General features: G+C 61.3%; 9 protein-coding genes. 7 read left to right on the top strand and 2 right to left on the bottom strand.

Translation table 11 applies throughout. The features are described 5' to 3' along the window. Positions 1-39 precede the first annotated feature (39 nt). The gene (locus B3R00_RS15460; RefSeq protein ID WP_286999759.1) at positions 40-1,563 is read right to left on the bottom strand and encodes a CoA-acylating methylmalonate-semialdehyde dehydrogenase; all 1,524 of its coding nucleotides are present in this window, start codon (positions 1,561-1,563) and stop codon (positions 40-42) included. Positions 1,564-1,703: 140 nt separating this feature from the next. Between B3R00_RS15460 and B3R00_RS15455 the strand changes: the two genes are divergently transcribed. From B3R00_RS15455 to B3R00_RS15430, 6 genes are all read left to right on the top strand, one after another. Continuing rightward, positions 1,704-2,603, top strand: a complete 900-nt coding sequence (locus B3R00_RS15455; RefSeq protein WP_286999758.1) for a LysR family transcriptional regulator — start codon at positions 1,704-1,706, stop codon at positions 2,601-2,603. A 141-nt stretch (positions 2,604-2,744) separates the two neighbouring features. Then, complete coding sequence (locus B3R00_RS15450) at positions 2,745-5,918, top strand: bifunctional diguanylate cyclase/phosphodiesterase (protein WP_286999757.1); 3,174 nt, start codon at positions 2,745-2,747, stop codon at positions 5,916-5,918. Between the two features lie 183 nt (positions 5,919-6,101). After that, entirely contained in the window at positions 6,102-9,626 is a 3,525-nt protein-coding gene (gene smc / locus B3R00_RS15445) for a chromosome segregation protein SMC (RefSeq protein WP_286999756.1), read from the top strand. Positions 9,627-9,652: 26 nt separating this feature from the next. Then, complete coding sequence (locus B3R00_RS15440) at positions 9,653-10,837, top strand: cell division protein FtsZ (protein ID WP_286999755.1); 1,185 nt, start codon at positions 9,653-9,655, stop codon at positions 10,835-10,837. A 17-nt stretch (positions 10,838-10,854) separates the two neighbouring features. Continuing rightward, positions 10,855-12,966, top strand: a complete 2,112-nt coding sequence (gene ligA, locus B3R00_RS15435; RefSeq protein ID WP_286999754.1) for an NAD-dependent DNA ligase LigA — start codon at positions 10,855-10,857, stop codon at positions 12,964-12,966. 1 nt (position 12,967) lies between these two features. Further along, on the top strand, positions 12,968-13,936 hold the full coding sequence (locus tag B3R00_RS15430; RefSeq protein WP_286999753.1) for a patatin-like phospholipase family protein: 969 nt from the start codon (positions 12,968-12,970) through the stop codon (positions 13,934-13,936). Positions 13,937-14,014: 78 nt separating this feature from the next. Here the strand turns inward: B3R00_RS15430 and B3R00_RS15425 are convergent, their stop codons facing one another. Next, complete coding sequence (locus B3R00_RS15425; RefSeq protein ID WP_286999752.1) at positions 14,015-14,299, bottom strand: hypothetical protein; 285 nt, start codon at positions 14,297-14,299, stop codon at positions 14,015-14,017. A 139-nt stretch (positions 14,300-14,438) separates the two neighbouring features. On the opposite strand from B3R00_RS15425, the gene B3R00_RS15420 reads away from it, so the two are divergent. After that, positions 14,439-16,946 carry a YgiQ family radical SAM protein gene (locus B3R00_RS15420; protein ID WP_286999751.1) on the top strand — a complete coding sequence of 836 codons (2,508 nt, stop codon included), beginning with the start codon at positions 14,439-14,441 and terminating at the stop codon, positions 16,944-16,946. The last annotated feature ends 81 nt before the right edge of the window (positions 16,947-17,027 follow it).

Here is a 17,027-nt window from a genome sequence, read left to right as displayed (position 1 = left end):
CCGCTGCATCTGCGCTGGCAGCTATGCTTTGCGCAGGCCTTACTTCAGGCTGATGGTGGTGTTCACGCCGTGGCTGGTGGTCGAGTCGTCGAACCAGCGCGCGGTGACCGTCTTGGTCTGGGTGTAGAACATCACCACCTGCTTGCCGTAGGGGCCCAAGTCGCCCAGCTTGGAGGCGCGGCTGCCGGTGAACGAGAACAGGGGCACGGGCACAGGGATGGGCACGTTGATGCCGACCTGGCCGACGTCGATCTCTTCCTGGAACTTGCGCGCGGCGGCACCGCTTTGCGTGAAGATGGCCGTGCCGTTGCCGTTGGGGTTGGCGTTGATGAACTCAATGGCTTGGTCGATGTCGTCGGCCGCCACGATGCACAGCACGGGGCCAAAGATTTCCTGGTCGTACACGCTCATTCCGGGCTTGACGCCGCTGAATATGGTGGGGCCAACAAAGTTGCCCTTGTCGTAGCCGGCTACCTGGGGCTTGCGACCATCCAGTTCCAGCACGGCACCTTCGGCAATGCCACGTTCGATCAGGCTTTCCACGCGCGACAGGGCGGCGCAGCTGACCACGGGGCCGACGTCGGTGCCTGGCTCGGTGCCGCCGGAGACCTTCAGGGTCTTTGCCTTGGCCACCAGCTCGGGGATCCATTTCTGGGCATCACCCACCAGCACCACCACCGACAGCGCCATGCAGCGCTGGCCGGCCGCGCCAAAGGCGGCACCGGCCAGGGCGTTCAACGACTGCTCCTTGTTGGCGTCGGGCAGGACGATGGCGTGGTTCTTGGCGCCCATCATGCATTGCACGCGCTTGCCGTTCAGGCTGGCGCGGTTGTAGACGTGGGTGCCGACCTTGGTGGAGCCGACGAAGCTGATGGCCTTGATGTCGGGGTGGTCGCAGATGGCGTTCACCGCGTCTTCACCGCCGTGAATGACGTTCAGTACGCCGGGGGGCACACCGGCTTCCAGTGCCAGCTCGCACAGGCGCATGGTGACCATGGGGTCCTGCTCCGAAGGCTTGAGCACGAAGGTGTTGCCGGTGGCGATCGCCATGGGGAACATCCACAGCGGAATCATGGCGGGGAAGTTGAAGGGGGTGATGCCGGCGCACACGCCCAGGGGCTGGTTCAGGGTGTAGGTGTCCACACCGTTGGCCACGTTGTTGGCCAGCTCGCCCAGTTGCAGGGTGCCGATGTTGGCCGCGTGCTCCACCACTTCCAGGCCGCGGAAGACGTCGCCTTCGGCGTCGGGCAGGGTCTTGCCCTGTTCGGCGGTCAGGATGGCGGCCAGTTCTTTCATGTTCTCGCGGATCAGTTGCTGCAGCTTCAGAAAGATGCGGGCGCGGGTGCCGATGGGGGTTTTCTTCCAGGTCTTGAATGCTTCCTTGGCGTTGCTCACCGCCAGGTTGATTTCCTCGGGGGTGGCAAACGGTACGCGGGCCAGCACCTCCTGGGTGGCCGGATTGACCACGTTGCGCCACTGGGTGGTCTTGGATTCGACCAGCTGGCCGTTGATCAGCAGTTTGACGGTGGGCGCAAGTACTTGGGAGGAAGTGGGGGCGTTCATGGCGTGTCTCCTTGGTTGGCGGGTGTCGGTGGGGTGGCTTTTGCAGCACTAATGCAGGCATCGTAGATGTGCAAATCTGCTTGGGCAATACGCGTTTACGCACCTTGGCTTTGCAAAAAAGCACAGGCACACTGCGATCCATGGACTGGGATCACTTGCGTTTTTTTGCGGCACTGGCACAAACGGGCACCTTGGCAGGGGCGGCGCGCGTGCTGGGGGTAGAACACACCACCGTGGCGCGGCGCATTCAGGCGCTGGAGCAGCAACTGGGGCATCCAGTCTTTGTGCGTGAGGCGTCGGGCCACAAGCTCAATGAGGCGGGGCGGCAACTGTTGCCCGTGGCGCAGGCCATGGAGCAAGCGGCACGTGGGATTGAGCACTTGGGCCAGCAAGCTGCGGCCCAACCCAGCGCAGTCGCTGGCCTGGTGCGAGTGGGGGTGACAGAGGGGTTGGGCGTGCAGTTGCTGGCAGCGCCTTTGGCGTTGCTGGCGCAGCAGTACCCCAAGTTGTCGGTCGATTTGCTGGCTTTGCCACGTCTGATGCATTTGTCGCGCCGGGAGGCAGACATCGTCATTTCGCTGGAGCGCCCCAAGCGCGCGACGGTGGTGGTCAGCAAGCTGGCGGACTATCACCTCTATCTATATGGAGAGCGCCAGTATTTGGCCCGCAGACCCTTGGTGCGCAATTGCGACGATTTACGGCACCACCAATTCATTGATTACGTGGACGACATGCTGTTTTCCAAAGAGCTGCAATTGCTGGCGCAAATGCACAAGCCGATGCAGTACGTGTTTCGCAGCACCAGCATTGCCGCGCAGTACGCCGCGGTGCGGGCTGGGGCCGGGTTGGCGGTGCTGCCCGCTTTTTTGGCCGATCGCGACCCCCTGCTGCAGCGGGTGATGCCCGAGCAGGCCAAGTTTGAGCGCACTTTTTGGATGTCCATGCCCGAAGAGGCCAAAGGTTTGCTGAGAATTCAGACCGTTTGGCGCTTGCTCAAGCAAGTGATGGCGGAGTACCACGCAGGGTTAAGGCCTGTTTGACCTGGGTTTAGAAGCGTTATTTAGGCCACTGGTTTGCAAATTTCAGGGGCCGAGCAAGGTTATGCTAGGGGGTAAGTAATTGTTGTTTGCAATTGCTGCAATGCAAAACCGTTGATTTTTGACCCTTTTTGTGCCTCACCTATGACATTTAGTCCCAAGCTTCGTCAGCAGCTGCATATCTGGTGGCCTGCAGCAGCTGCGCTCGCTGTCGGAGCTGCATTGAGTGTGGGGCTGTGGCATGTGCTGGAGCAGCGTCAGACGCAGACGGTGCAAGAGCGTTTGGAAGAGCAGGCACAACTCTTTACCAGCACGCTAGAGCAAAGGCTGTACTCCTATGCCGACTACGTGCGGGTAATGCGCCCGCTGCTCGAGGCCAATCCTGGCGAAGTGCATGAAATCTTCAAAAACCTGAAGCTGGTGGAAGATATCTCGCAGCGCTATCCCGGTGTGGAAGGGATGACCTTGGTGCGCAAAATGTCTGCGCAAGATTATGCGCAGCGCAGAGCGCAGCTATTGCAGGAGGTGTCGCCCCAGTTGCGGGTCGATGAAAGTGCAATGCCCACCTGGCCGCTGACGCAGTCCACGTACTTCATCGTCGATGAAGTGTGGCCCTTGCGGGCCAAGCGCAGTCTGTCGGGCCTGGATGCCATGCATCAACCGGCTGTACGCGCCCAAATTGAACGGGTGCAGCAGGTTCAAGACGCCGTGATGAGCGGCCCCATGACGCTGAGTGATGCCGGGTCCGGTGCGGTCGGGGTTCTCATCAGCGTGCCTGTGCTGGCAGAGCAGACTGATGCGCAGGGTGCGCAAGCTCTGCTGGGGGTGCTCAATGTCAGCGTGCGTGTCAATGCATTGGTCGCGCAATTCCGTGATCGCGGCATGCTGCCGCATATGATGCTGGCCATTGAAGACACCACCCCCACCAAAGGGCACATGGTGCCAGTGACGGTGGTGGCGCCGCCCTGGACGGCGCAGCAGCCATTCTTGGCGTCTACACAGCACAGCATTTCGGTGCTGGGGCGCCAGTGGTCGCTGCAGTTCGTGGCCAGCGACTCCATGCTCTCTTCGGTAGAGCGCATGTTTCCGGTGATTATTGGTGCCAGCAGTTTGGGGGCCAGCTTGTTGCTGGCAGCCGTGGTGTTGTTGTTGTCACTGCAGCGCGCGCGTGCCCAGGTACAGGCCAAGGCCAAGTACAACCTGCTGCGCGAACGCACCGACCGCCTCAAAGCCTTGTTTAACCAGTCGGCAATTGGTGTGGCCGAGATAGAGCCTGCCAGCGGTAGCCACGTCAGTGCCAACGCGCGGTTTGCGGACATTGTGGGTTACAGCCGTGAGCAACTGGGGAGCATGAGCATCCATGATCTCATTCACCCCGAAGACCGCGATGAATGCCAGCGCCTGGAGCGCCAGCTGATTGAGGGGCGCCTGCAGCACTTTAATGTGACGCAGCGCATGGTACGCAAAGACGGCGGCGAGATTTGGGTGGAGTTCTGGGTGTCACCACTGCAAAGTGTGGACGGCAGGCTGTTGGGCCGCCACTTTGTGCTGCTCATGGATGTGACGGAGCGGCGCGTGATGCAACAGCAGTTGCAGGCGCGTGAGGCTTACTCCAGCGAAATGTTGCGCTACATGCCGGTGGGCTTGGTCGTCGTGGGGCCGGTGGGCAATATCGAGTTCGTGAACCACCAGTTTGAGGTGATGACGGGCTGGGCGCAAAGCGATATGTCCGATGAGTCCACCATGTGGCGCCATCTGTGCGTAGATATGCAGCAGCACGCCACCTTGCTGCAACGCCTGAATGCCGGGCGCTGCGAGGTGGTGCCTACGGGCGTGAACATGCCGGCGATGGAGTATTTGCTACGCAGCAAAAACGGCCAAGAGCTTGCGATGGAGGTGTCGGGCCGTTTCTTGGGTGGCCGCATCTTGCTTAGCTTTGTTGACGTGAGCCAGCGCAAGGCGGCGGAGGCAGAAATCCGTTGGCTGGGCTATTACGACACATTGACGCAGTTGCCCAATCGCCGCTTGCTGCTGGATCGTCTGGAAGAAGCCCTGATGCGCAGTCAGCGCGGGCATGGCAATAAGGGCGCTTTGCTGCTTTTGGACATTGATAACTTCAAGTCGCTCAATGAAACACTGGGGCATGACCATGGCGATGCCTTGCTGCGGCTGGTGGCCACCCGCTTGAGCAGCTGTATAGCCGGGCGCCACACCTTGGCGCGCCAAGGTGGTGATGAATTTGCGGTGGTGCTGGAAGATTTACCGGTTGATTCTTTGGAGGCTGGCCGCTGCACGGAGCAAGTGGGTGGTGCCATCTTGCAAGCGCTGCGCACGCCGTTTTATCTGAACAACCAAGATTTCCACGTCACCGTCAGCATGGGGGCGGTGGTGTTTTGCGGGCCGGATGACTCGGTCGAGGAGCTGCTCAAGCGCGCAGACTTGGCGCTGTACCAGGCCAAGAGTGCGGGGCGCGACACCCTGCAGTTTTTTGACCCCAGCATGCAAAAAGCGGTCAGCGCCCGCGTGGAAATGGAGAAAGACATGCGCATGGCGTTGGAGCGCCATGAGTTTGATCTCTTCTTCCAGCCCCAGGTGCAGCATGACAAGGTGATTGGCGCAGAGGCGCTGCTGCGCTGGCAGCACCCCACCAAGGGGTTTATTCCGCCCGGGGTGTTTGTGCCTGCAGCCGAAGAGTCGGGCCTGATTTTGCCTTTGGGCGAATGGGTGTTGTATGCGGCCTGCCGCCAGTTGGCCCGCTGGGCGCAGGACCCGGCACTGGCGCATCTGACCATGTCGGTCAATGTCAGCCCGCGCCAGTTCTACCAGCCTGACTTTGTTGACAAGGTACAGCAAGCTTTGCAGGTGACCGGTGCCACACCCGATCTGCTGGAGCTGGAGTTGACAGAGGGCATGTTGCTGACGGACGTGGAAGACACCATTCGCAAGATGGTGCAGCTCAAGGCCATTGGTGTGATCTTCTCGCTGGATGACTTTGGTACTGGCTATTCCTCGCTGAGCTATCTCAAGCGCTTGCCGCTGGACAAGCTCAAGATTGACCAGAGCTTTGTGCGTGAAGTAGAGACCAGTGTGAACGATGCCACGATTGCATGTTCCATCATCGCACTGGGCAACAGCCTGGGATTGCAAGTGATTGCGGAAGGGGTGGAGACGGAAGCCCAGCGTGCCTTCTTGGCGGCCAATGGCTGCAGCTATTGGCAAGGCTTTTTCTTCAGCCGCCCGCAGCCCGCTGCGAAGTTTGAGGCGTGGACGCGCGCCTATGGCGCAAGCCACGAGGCGGACACGGTGCTCAGCAGCTAAGTCTTGCGCAATCGGCTGCCACCAAGATACTCCTAAATATGGAGCTAACAGCGCTTACTGCATCTGCGCAAAAGCTATTTTTGTTACAAAGTTCGCAGGAAGGGCTGGCAAGTACTTGTAACCGAGCGCGTTATCATCGCGGCTTATCCATCTTGGTTTGCCAGCTTCTAAGACACATCCTCCGTGCGCCTTAATTCGATCAAGCTCTCCGGCTTCAAGTCTTTTGCCGAACCCACCAACTTCCTGCTGCCCGGTCAGCTGGTTGGTGTGGTGGGGCCCAATGGCTGCGGCAAATCCAACATCATGGATGCGGTGCGCTGGGTGCTCGGTGAGAGCAAAGCCAGCGAATTGCGTGGCGAGAGCATGCAGGACGTCATCTTCAATGGCACGACGCACCGCAAGCCGGCCAGCCGCTCCAGCGTGGAGCTGGTGTTTGACAACAGCGACCACCGCGCGGGCGGCCAATGGGGCCAGTTCACAGAAATCGCCGTCAAACGCGTGCTCACGCGCGATGGCAACAGCAGTTACTTCATCAACAACCAGCCGGTGCGCCGCCGCGATGTGCAGGACGTGTTCCTGGGCACCGGCCTGGGCCCGCGCGCCTACGCCATCATCGGCCAGGGCACCATCAGTCGCATCATCGAGTCGCGCCCGGAAGAGCTGCGGCTGTTCCTGGAAGAAGCGGCAGGTGTCTCGAAATATAAAGAACGCCGCCGCGAGACCGAAAACCGCCTGGGCGACACGCGCGAGAACCTGACGCGCGTAGAAGATATCTTGCGCGAGCTGAACGCCAACCTCGACAAGCTGGAAAAGCAGGCCGAGGTGGCTGCCCAGTACAACACGCTGCAGTCCAGCGTGACCCTGAAGCAGCACCAGCTGTGGTTCCTGAAAAAGCAGGACGCCGAGGGCGATCTGGCCAAGATCCGCCAGGAAGGCCTGCAGGCCGTCAACGAGCTGGAAAGCCGCATGGCGGAGATCCGCCACATCGAGGCCGACCTAGAAGCCGTGCGCCAGGCGCACTACGAAGCTGGCGACCAGGTCAACCAGGCCCAGGGGCGCCTGTACGAGGCCACGGCCGAGGTGGGGAAGCTGGAGGCGGAGATCCGCTACGTGGTCGAGGGCCGCCAGCGTGTCGAGCAGCGCATGCAGCAACTGGCCGAGCAGATCGCCCAGTGGGCGCAGCGCAAGGACGATGCCGAGGCCGAGTTGGAGCACCTGGCCGCCAGCGGCATGGATGCCGAAGAACAGACCGAAATGCTGGCCGCGCAACTGGAAGAGCAGAGCCTGCGCCTGCCGGATTTGGAAGATGCGTTGCGCGCCACCCAGCACAAGGCCAATACCCAGCGCCAGCAGGTGGTGCAAGTACAGCAGCAAATCCAGGTGCTGGCGGCAGAGCAGCGCAGCATCAATGAGCAAACCCGCCAGCACGAAAGCCGCCTGGAGCGATTGCGCAACGACCGCAACGCCCTGGCAACACCCGACGAAGCACGCTTGCAGCAAGTCACTACTCAGTACGCCGATGCTGCCGACATGGCCGAGATGGCAGAAGCCGCATTGGTGGAGCTGCAAGACAGCGTGCCGCAACTGGACGATGAGCGCCGTCAACGCCAGCAAGCGCTGAATGCCGAAACCTCCAGGCAGGCCGAGTTGGCCGCGCGAATGGAGGCGCTCAAGGCCTTGCAAGAGAAAGTCAAAACGGACGGCAAGCTCCAGCCTTGGTTGGCCCAGCATGGCTTGGAAAGCCTGCAAGGGCTTTGGACCAAAATCCATGTGGAAAATGGCTGGGAAAATGCTTTAGAAGCCGCTCTGCGCGAGCGCATGGGTGCGCTGGAGATCAGCCGCCTGGACATGGTTCGGGGATTTTTGGGTGCAGGCGCCAAAGAGGCACCTCCCGCACGGCTGGCGTTTTATTCCAAACCAGACGCAGCCATCGGTCTGAATGGCAATGGCATGCCACTGCTGGCGGATTTGCTGCGTGTGCAGGACGTAGGTTTGAAAGCGCTGTTGACTGAATGGTTGGCCGGCTGCTACACCGCCCCCAGCTTGGATGAGGCCTTGAGCCAGCGCAACCAGTTGAAAGCGGGCGACACCATGTATGTGCCCACGGGCCATGCGGTCACCGCGCACAGCGTGAGCTTTTACGCCCAAGACAGTGAGCAATCGGGGTTGCTGGCGCGCGCCCAAGAAATTGAGCACCTGGAAAAAGAGTTGCGCGCTCAGGCGTTGATCAGCGAAGAAACACGCACTGCCTTGGTGAAAGCCGAAGCAGCCTATGCCGATGCCTCGCACCGGCTGGTCAGCGCGCGCCGTGAGGCCACCGAGGCCAAACAGTCCGCCCATGAGCTGCAAGTCGACATGCTGCGCTTGACGCAGCAGGCCGAGCAGGCGCGTGCCCGTACCGCACAGATTGAGGCCGATGTGGCCGAGGTGCAAACCGCGCTGGACGACCTGCAAGAGCGCGCTGCGGCGGCGGAGGCGCGCTTTGAAGAGCTGGACATGCAGTTGGCTGACAGCCAGGAGTTGCACGCCCAGCTGGACGAAAAAGTGATTGATGCTGAGCGCAAACTGGCGGAAAGCCGTGAGCAATTGCGCACGCTAGAGCGCCGCGCGCAAGAAGCCACTTTCAGTCAACGCAGCATGCAGGCGCGCCAAGGTGAGCTGCAGCGCACCCTGGAGACGGCCGAGCAGCAAACCAAGTCTTTGCTGGAAGAGCGCGAACGCGCTGTGGCCGAGCAAGGGCGCCTGAACGATGCCGCCGCCCAGGGCGGGTTGCAGGACGCGCTGGCGCTGAAGATGGAGCGCGAGCAGGCCGTAGCCACTGCCCGCAGCGCTTATGAAGACTTGACCAACAAACTGCGCGCCAGCGATGACCGCCGCATGCAGATCGAGCGTGCGCTGGATCCGATGCGCGCGCGCATCACCGAGTTTCAGCTCAAGGAGCAGGCCGCATCGCTGGGCAGCGCACAGTATGACCAGCAACTGGCAGAAGCAGGTGCCGATTTGGCTGCGGTGGCGCAGTCCATTTTGGAAGGCAACGTGAAGCTACACGGGCTGCAGTCGGAAATTGACCGACTGCACCGCGAGATCGCGGCGCTGGGGGCTGTGAATTTGGCTGCGCTGGAAGAGTTGCAGCTGGCCAAAGAGCGTAAAACCTTCCTGGATGCCCAGATGGCCGATTTGACCGAGGCCATGTCCACGCTGGAAAACGCGATCAAAAAGATCGACAACGAAACGCGTGAACTGCTCTCTGGCACCTTTAATACCGTGAACGAACACTTTGGTCGTATGTTTCCCGAGTTGTTTGGCGGTGGGCAGGCCAAGCTCATCATCACGGGTGACGAAATCTTGGATTCGGGGGTACAAGTGATGGCGCAGCCCCCAGGAAAGAAGAACCAGACGATTCATTTGCTGTCGGGCGGTGAAAAAGCCCTGACGGCGATTGCGCTGGTGTTTGCCATTTTCCAATTGAATCCTGCCCCGTTCTGCTTGCTGGACGAGGTGGATGCGCCACTGGATGATGCCAACACCGAGCGTTATGCCAAATTGGTGGCCAGCATGAGCAAGGGAACCCAGTTCCTGTTCATCAGTCACAACAAAATCGCCATGGAAATGGCGCAACAATTGATCGGTGTGACGATGCAAGAGCAAGGCGTCTCGCGCATCGTGGCCGTGGATATGGAATCTGCCCTGTCCATGGCGCACGCCTGAGCACGGAAACGGGACAGAGCAATTCCATGAGTACCCTTCAAATCAGTCTGGCCGTCGTAGGGGTGATCCTGCTGGGCCTGATCGTGGCCTACAACACGTGGACCCACCGCCGCAACGCACCCAAGCGCGCCGACGCAGAGACCCGGTTGAGCGACAACCACTCGCGTTTTGATCCGGCTTTGGATGGCGTGGATGTCACCAATTTGCCTGAGCATGCCCGCACCCCCTTGGTGGACCCTTTGCTGGATGCCACGCCTGCGCAACAGGGCGGTTCCGAGGGTATGGGGCTGGACCCTGCGCTGGAGGCGTCGCCTGCCGATACGGCCGCTGCCGCTGAGGGGGCGGCCACAGAGCCTGCAGGCCGTGCTGCACAGCAGCATGCGGAGCGCAAGCTTGCGTTAGATGGCCTGATTGATGCGATTGCCACGGTGCGCATCGAAGGCGTGGTCACGGGCGATGCCGCGCTGATGGTGCAACCCACCACGCGCCGAGCAGGCAGCAAGCAGTTTCGTATTGAAGGGCTCAACGCCGCTTCGGGCGAATGGGAAACCGTGCGCTCCGGCCAGCGTTACACCTGCTTTCAGGCGGGGGTGCAATTGGCCAACCGCTTGGGCGCCCTCAACGAGATTGAATTTTCGGAATTTGTGGCCAAGGTGCAAGGCTTTGGCGATGCGCTCAATGCAGCGGTCGATTTGCCGGACATGCTGCACGAAGTCAGCCGTGCGCGCGAGTTGGACCAGTTTGCGGGAGAGCATGATGCACAGCTGAGCTTTATGTTGCGCCCCCGCCGCGCGGCGTGGAGCCCCGGCTATATTGAGCAACATGCCGCAGCGGCGGGCTTTGTGTCTGCGGCCATGCCGGGGCGCATGCAACTGCCGTCCGAGACCGTGGGCCATGCACCCTTGTTGACACTGGCGTATGACGCGCAAGCCGCTCAGGCGGACAACTTGGATCAGACCGCGGTGCACGAAGTGTGGCTGAGCCTGGATGTTCCCCAGGTGCCGCGCAGCGAAGATCCCTTTAAGCGCTTGCGTGATGTGGTGCAAGTGCTGTGCGAGGGCATGGACGGCATGCTGTGCGACCAGAACGGCTACCAGTTGCTGCCGCAGGTGCTGGACCCTATCGGGGCCGACCTGCAAAAACTGTATGACAAGCTCGACAGCCGTGAACTGTCTGCAGGCTCTATGCTGGCGCGCCGCTTGTTCAACTGAGGCTTGGTTGAGCACGCATGAGCGAGAATTTAGACCTTTTTGGCGATGTGGCGCCCGCCAAGCCTGCGCCAGCAGCTCCTAAAGCTGTAGTGGATAAGGTGCTGGCGCTGCGCAGCCAGTTGCAGCAATGGGCCCACGAATACTATGTGCTCGATGCGCCCACCGTGCCTGATGGTGCATACGACAAGGCCTTTGAGCAGCTACAGGCGCTGGAAGGGGCTTACCCCGCGCTCGTCACGCCGGACTCACCGACCCAGCGCGTGATTGGTGCGGTGCTGCAAGGGCTGACGCCGGTGCGCCATGTGGTGCCCATGCTGTCGATTCGCACGGAAACCGACAACGAAGCCACAGGCGCAGAAGCGTTTGACGCCCGTATTCGCCGTGAGCTGGAGCTCGACGACAGCGCCCCTGCGGTGGAATATGTGGCCGAGCCCAAGTTCGACGGCCTGGCCATGAGCTTGCGCTACGAAAATGGCCGCTTGGTGCATGCGGTCACACGTGGGGATGGCGAAGTGGGGGAGGATGTGACCCACAACATCCGCACCATTCGGCAAATTCCCCTGGCGTTGCCGCTGGGAGACGGCGGTGTGCCACCCGTGTTGGAAGTGCGCGGTGAGGTGTATATGCGCCGCGCCGACTTCCAGGCGCTGAACGCGCGGCAGGAAGCTGCGGGCGGCAAGCAGTTTGCCAACCCGCGCAATGCGGCGGCAGGCTCGGTACGTCAACTGGACTCGCACATTGCCATGCAGCGGCCGCTGTCCTTTTTTGCCTATGGCATGGGCGATGTCACCCCCGCAGAGCAAGGCGGCCCCGCCTTTGCTACGCACTATGCCATGCTGCAGCAGCTCAAAGCTTGGGGTTTTCCGGTTGCAGTACAGGTGCGTATTGCGCATGGCGCTTCTGAATTGGTAGCGTTTCACGCCGAGTTGGGTGCGCAGCGAGCCACCTTGCCCTATGAGATTGATGGCGTGGTTTACAAGGTCAACAGCTTGGCCTTGCAGCGCCAGTTGGGGTTTGTGACACGCGAGCCGCGCTGGGCGGTGGCCCACAAATATCCTGCCGAAGAAATGGCTACGGTCATGGAGGGCATTGATGTGCAGGTAGGGCGCACCGGCAAGCTCACGCCCGTGGCGCGCCTGGCGCCGGTGAGTGTGGGTGGGGTCACGGTGACCAACGCCACGCTGCACAACCTGTTTGAAATCCGCAAAAAACGCGTGCGTGTCGGCGACACCGTCATCGTGCGCCGTGCGGGTGATGTGATTCCGGAGGTGGTGGGCAAGGTTCCGGGCGAGCGGCCTGCGTATGTGCCCAACTTCCAAATGCCCAAGGCCTGCCCGATTTGCGGCTCTGACGTGGTGCGCGAGCCCGGTGAGGCCAACCACCGTTGCACAGGCGGGTTGTTTTGCCCGGCGCAGCGCAAAGAGGCCATGCTGCACTTTGCCGCACGCCGTGCCATGGATATCGAAGGTTTGGGCGGCAAGCTGGTCGACCAACTGGTTGATGGCAATGTGGTGCGCACCTTGCCGGATTTGTACCGCTTGGGCTTGACGGCGCTGTCGTCGCTGGATCGCATGGCCGAAAAATCGGCCCAAAACGTGCTGGCGGCACTGGAAAAATCCAAATCCACCACGCTCAACCGGTTTTTGTTTGGCCTTGGCATCCGCCATGTGGGCGAGGCCACGGCCAAAGACTTGGCGCGCCACTTTGGCTTGCTGGACGCCATCATGGACGCCAGTGTGGAGCAGTTGTTGGAAGTGCGTGATGTGGGGCCCGTGGTGGCCGAGAGCATTCACACCTTTTTTGCCCAGTCGCACAACCGCGAAGTGGTAGAGCAGTTGCGTGCCTGCGGGGTGCACTGGCCTGAAGGCGCGCCGGCGGCAAAAGCGCCGCAAATCCTTGCAGGCAAAACCGTGGTGCTGACCGGCACCTTGCCCACCATGGGGCGTGACGAGGCCAAGGAGCTGCTGGAGGCCGCGGGCGCTAAGGTCAGTGGCTCGGTCAGCAAGAAAACCAGCTATGTGGTGGCTGGGGCTGAGGCGGGCAGCAAGCTGGTAAAAGCCCAGGAGCTGGGCGTGCCGGTGCTGGATGAGGCCGGTATGCTGGCATTGTTACAAGGCAAGGACGTTTGATATGGCACTGGCCCCGCGCACTCCGAAGATTGGTCTGGCGCTGGGCAGTGGCTCAGCGCGAGGATGGGCACACATGGGGGTGCTCAAGGCCCTGGACGATGCGGGCATCAAACCCGATGTCGTGTGTGGCTCCTCCATCGGTGCGCTGGTGGGCGCTGCTTACGCGGCGGGCGAGCTCGATCGCTTTGCCGAGTGGACGCAGACCTTGAATATGCGCAGCGTGTTCGGTTTCATGGACTTCAAGCTGTCGGGCGGCATGCTCAAGGGCGAGAAGCTCATTGATTTTTGGCGCCGCAATTTCGTCGATTTTGATATCGAGTCCTCAGCAATCCCCTTTGCGGCAGTGGCCACCGATTTGCATTCGGGCGCAGAGGTCTGGCTGCGCGAGGGTTCCATGGCAGATGCCGTGCGCGCCTCCATCGCCTTGCCGGGCCTGTTTACCCCGGTGCAGCGTGGCGGGCGTTTGCTGGTGGATGGTGGCCTGGTCAATCCGGTGCCTGCATCTCTGGCGCGCGCCATGGGCGCAGACATTGTGATTGCCGTTGATTTGAATGCCGATTTGATTCAGCGTCATATGCGCCCGCTGGGCGTGGTGGCACCCGTGAGCGATACGACGGGGGCGCTGGATGCCGCCGAGGCGCAAGGTGAAGTGGTGGCCGCACAAAACGCTGTGTGGCTGGAGCGCTTGCGCGGCTGGATGCCCGGCCCACGTTCCCCCGATGTGCCGCCCAGCGCGCAGATGCCCTCGCTGCTGGATGTGGTGATGACCAGCGTCAACATCATGCAGATGCGCATCACGCGCAGCCGCATGGCGGGCGACCCGCCCGAGCTGGTGATTGCGCCGCGCCTGGCGCATTTGGGCTTGCTGGATTTCCACCGCGCCAAAGAAGCGATGGATGAAGGCTATGCCGCGGCGCAGGCGGCGCTGCCCGGGCTGCAGCACTTTGGCTGGAAAGCTACCCAAGCTTAAAACAATAGCTGCTGACGCTTGTTGGGTAAGCGTTAGAGGTGGTTTTGATGCTTTTTTGGTCTGCCACGCTGCGGCGCTTCAACGTCGGCGTGCTGCGCCCGCGCGGCCGGCTTTGCTCCATTCGTAGATCTCGCCATCCGGGGTGCGGCCATTTTCTACGGCGGACACGCCCATGCTGCCGACCATGGCGCGCAATTCGGACGAGATGCACACATGCATATTGCGAGGGTTGGCGCGCAGGGTCTGGCAGTCGGCCAGGGCCTGGCCCATTTCTTGGTCGCTATAGGCTTGGCTGTGCGGCTGCCACACGGGGGCTTGGCCTTCGGGTTGGGCATTGTGCAGGTGAAAGACGATGATGCTCATTGCAGTGGGCAGGGTAGACGGAGTAAAAATCGGTTGTAGCGCAAGTACAGCCTGCGCGCAGCGCTATAAACCTACTCCCCCCAATGTTAGAGGTGGAAACGTACACTGTCGGGTTGAATTTTCCCGCACGAATCCCCCGATGAACGCACCGATTGATGTCTCCTTTTTTCAGCGCGATGCCAAGCCGCTGACCAGCTATCGCCCGTACTGGGCGAAGCGTTTCGGCACGGCGCCATTTTTGCCCATGAGCCGGGCTGAGATGGACCAGCTGGGCTGGGACAGCTGCGACATCATCTTGGTGACGGGCGACGCCTATGTAGACCACCCCAGCTTTGGCATGGCCGTGATTGGCCGCGTGCTGGAGTCTCAGGGCTTTCGCGTGGGCATTATTGCCCAGCCCGACTGGCACAGCGCCGAGGCCTTCAAGGCGCTGGGCAAGCCCAACCTGTTTTGGGGCGTGACTGCGGGTAATATGGATTCGATGATCAACCGTTACACGGCGGATCGCAAAATTCGCTCGGACGACGCCTACACCCCCGGCGACGTGGGCGGCAAGCGCCCGGATCGTGCCGCCATCGTTTATTGCCAGCGCTGCCGCGAAGCCTTCAACGATGTGCCGATTGTGCTGGGTGGCATTGAGGGTTCGCTGCGCCGCATCGCGCATTACGACTACTGGAGCGACAAGGTGCGCCGCTCCATCGTGGTGGATAGCAAGTGCGACATCCTGCTCTACGGCAACGCCGAGCGTGCGCTGGTGGAAGTGGCACACCGCATTGCCCGCCGCGAGCCGGTGGAGCAAATTACCGATGTGCGCGGCACCGCCTTTGTGCGCCGTGCCTCCGAAGACGGCTGGTTTGAGGTGGACTCCACCGAGGTGGATGAACCTGGTGTGGTGGAAGCCCACATCAACCCCTACATGACCACCAGCGAGCAGGCTGCGGCCCAAGGCCAAAGCTGCTCTCAGGACGATGGATCAAATTCTGTAGCTGCCAGCGCAGGCGCAGCTTGCGCTACAGGCCAAAATGGCACTGAATCGACGGTGCCGGCCATGCCTGCGGTGCAACCGATCCAGTTTGTGCCCAACCCGAACTTGTCGCTGCGCAGCAAAAGCAAGTTGCCCCCCCGCGACAAGACAGTGCTGCGCCTGCCCAGCTATGAGCAGGTCAAGAGTGACCCGATTCTGTACGCCCACGCCAACCGCGTGCTGCACCTGGAAACCAATCCCGGCAATGCCCGCGCCATGGTGCAAGCCCACGGCGAAGGCGCGACCGCGCGCGATGTGTGGCTGAACCCGCCGCCCATCCCACTGACCACGGCCGAGATGGACTGGGTGTTTGGCCTGCCGTATGCGCGCGGCCCGCACCCCAGCTATGCCGACGAGCACGGCAGCCACGAAGGCGCGACCAAGATCCCGGCCTGGGAGATGATTCGCACCTCGGTCAACATCATGCGGGGCTGCTTTGGCGGCTGCACCTTCTGCTCGATCACGGAGCACGAGGGCCGCATCATTCAAAGCCGCTCGGAAGATTCGATCATTCAAGAAATCGAAGACATTCGCGACAAGGTCAAAGGCTTTACCGGCACGATTTCTGACTTGGGCGGCCCTACGGCCAATATGTACCGACTGGGCTGCTCCAGCCCCGAGATTGAAAAGCACTGCCGCAAGCCCAGCTGTGTGTTCCCTGGTATCTGCCCGAACCTGCATACCGATCACGGCCCGTTGATCAAAATCTACCGCCGCGCACGCAAGCTGCCCGGCATCAAGAAGATTTTGATCGGCTCGGGCCTGCGCTACGACTTGGCCGTCAAGTCGCCGGAATACGTCAAAGAACTGGTGCAGCACCACGTGGGTGGCTACCTGAAGATTGCACCGGAGCACACCGAGGCGGGCCCGCTGAACAAGATGATGAAGCCGGGCATTGGCAGCTATGACAAGTTCAAGCAGCTGTTTGAGAAGTTCAGCGAAGAGGCCGGCAAAAAGCAATTTTTGATTCCCTACTTCATTGCGGCCCACCCCGGAACCAGCGATGAAGACATGATGAACTTGGCCATTTGGCTCAAGAAAAACGGCTTCCGTGCAGACCAGGTACAGACCTTCTACCCCAGCCCCATGGCCACGGCCACGGCCATGTACCACAGTGGCCGCAACACCTTGACCAAGGTGCGCCGCGAAATGCGTGACGAGGAGGAAGAGCGCGTGGACATCGTGCGCGGTGAAAAGCGCCGCCGTCTGCACAAGGCATTCTTGCGCTACCACGACCCCAACAATTGGCCGCTGCTGCGTGACGCGCTCAAAACCATGGGCCGCGCAGACCTGATTGGCAACGGCAAGCACCATTTGATTCCCACCTTCCAGCCCTTGGTGGATGGCAGCTACCAAAGTGCGCGCAAGAAAAACAGCACGACATCGGCGTCGGTGAAGACGGGCATGGGCTACACCACCAACAAGGATGGCAAGGCAGTGGCTTTGCGCCCTCGCCAGGTGGATGAGCATGCAGCCAAGGAGCCCAAGGGCGATGTGCGCTTCCGCGCCCAGGACAATCAAGCGCGCCCCGGCAAGTTGATGACGCAGCACACAGGCCTGCCCCCGCGTGCAGGCGTCAAGCCGCGTACTGCGGCGCCAGGGGCTAAAAAGCCCAAGCGTTGAAGCAGAAGCAGCGCTTTTGAAAACACAAGGCCGACGCATCAACGTCGGCCTTTTTTGTGGGCGGGCTGCTCTGGGGGACAT

The sequence above is a fragment of the Comamonas sp. UBA7840 genome (assembly GCF_002501455.1).
In the GTDB taxonomy this organism is placed as follows: Bacteria; Pseudomonadota; Gammaproteobacteria; order Burkholderiales; family Burkholderiaceae_C; genus Comamonas; species Comamonas jiangduensis.
Note: the sequence above shows the minus strand (reverse complement) of the source record. Positions and strands in the feature narration are given on the sequence as shown.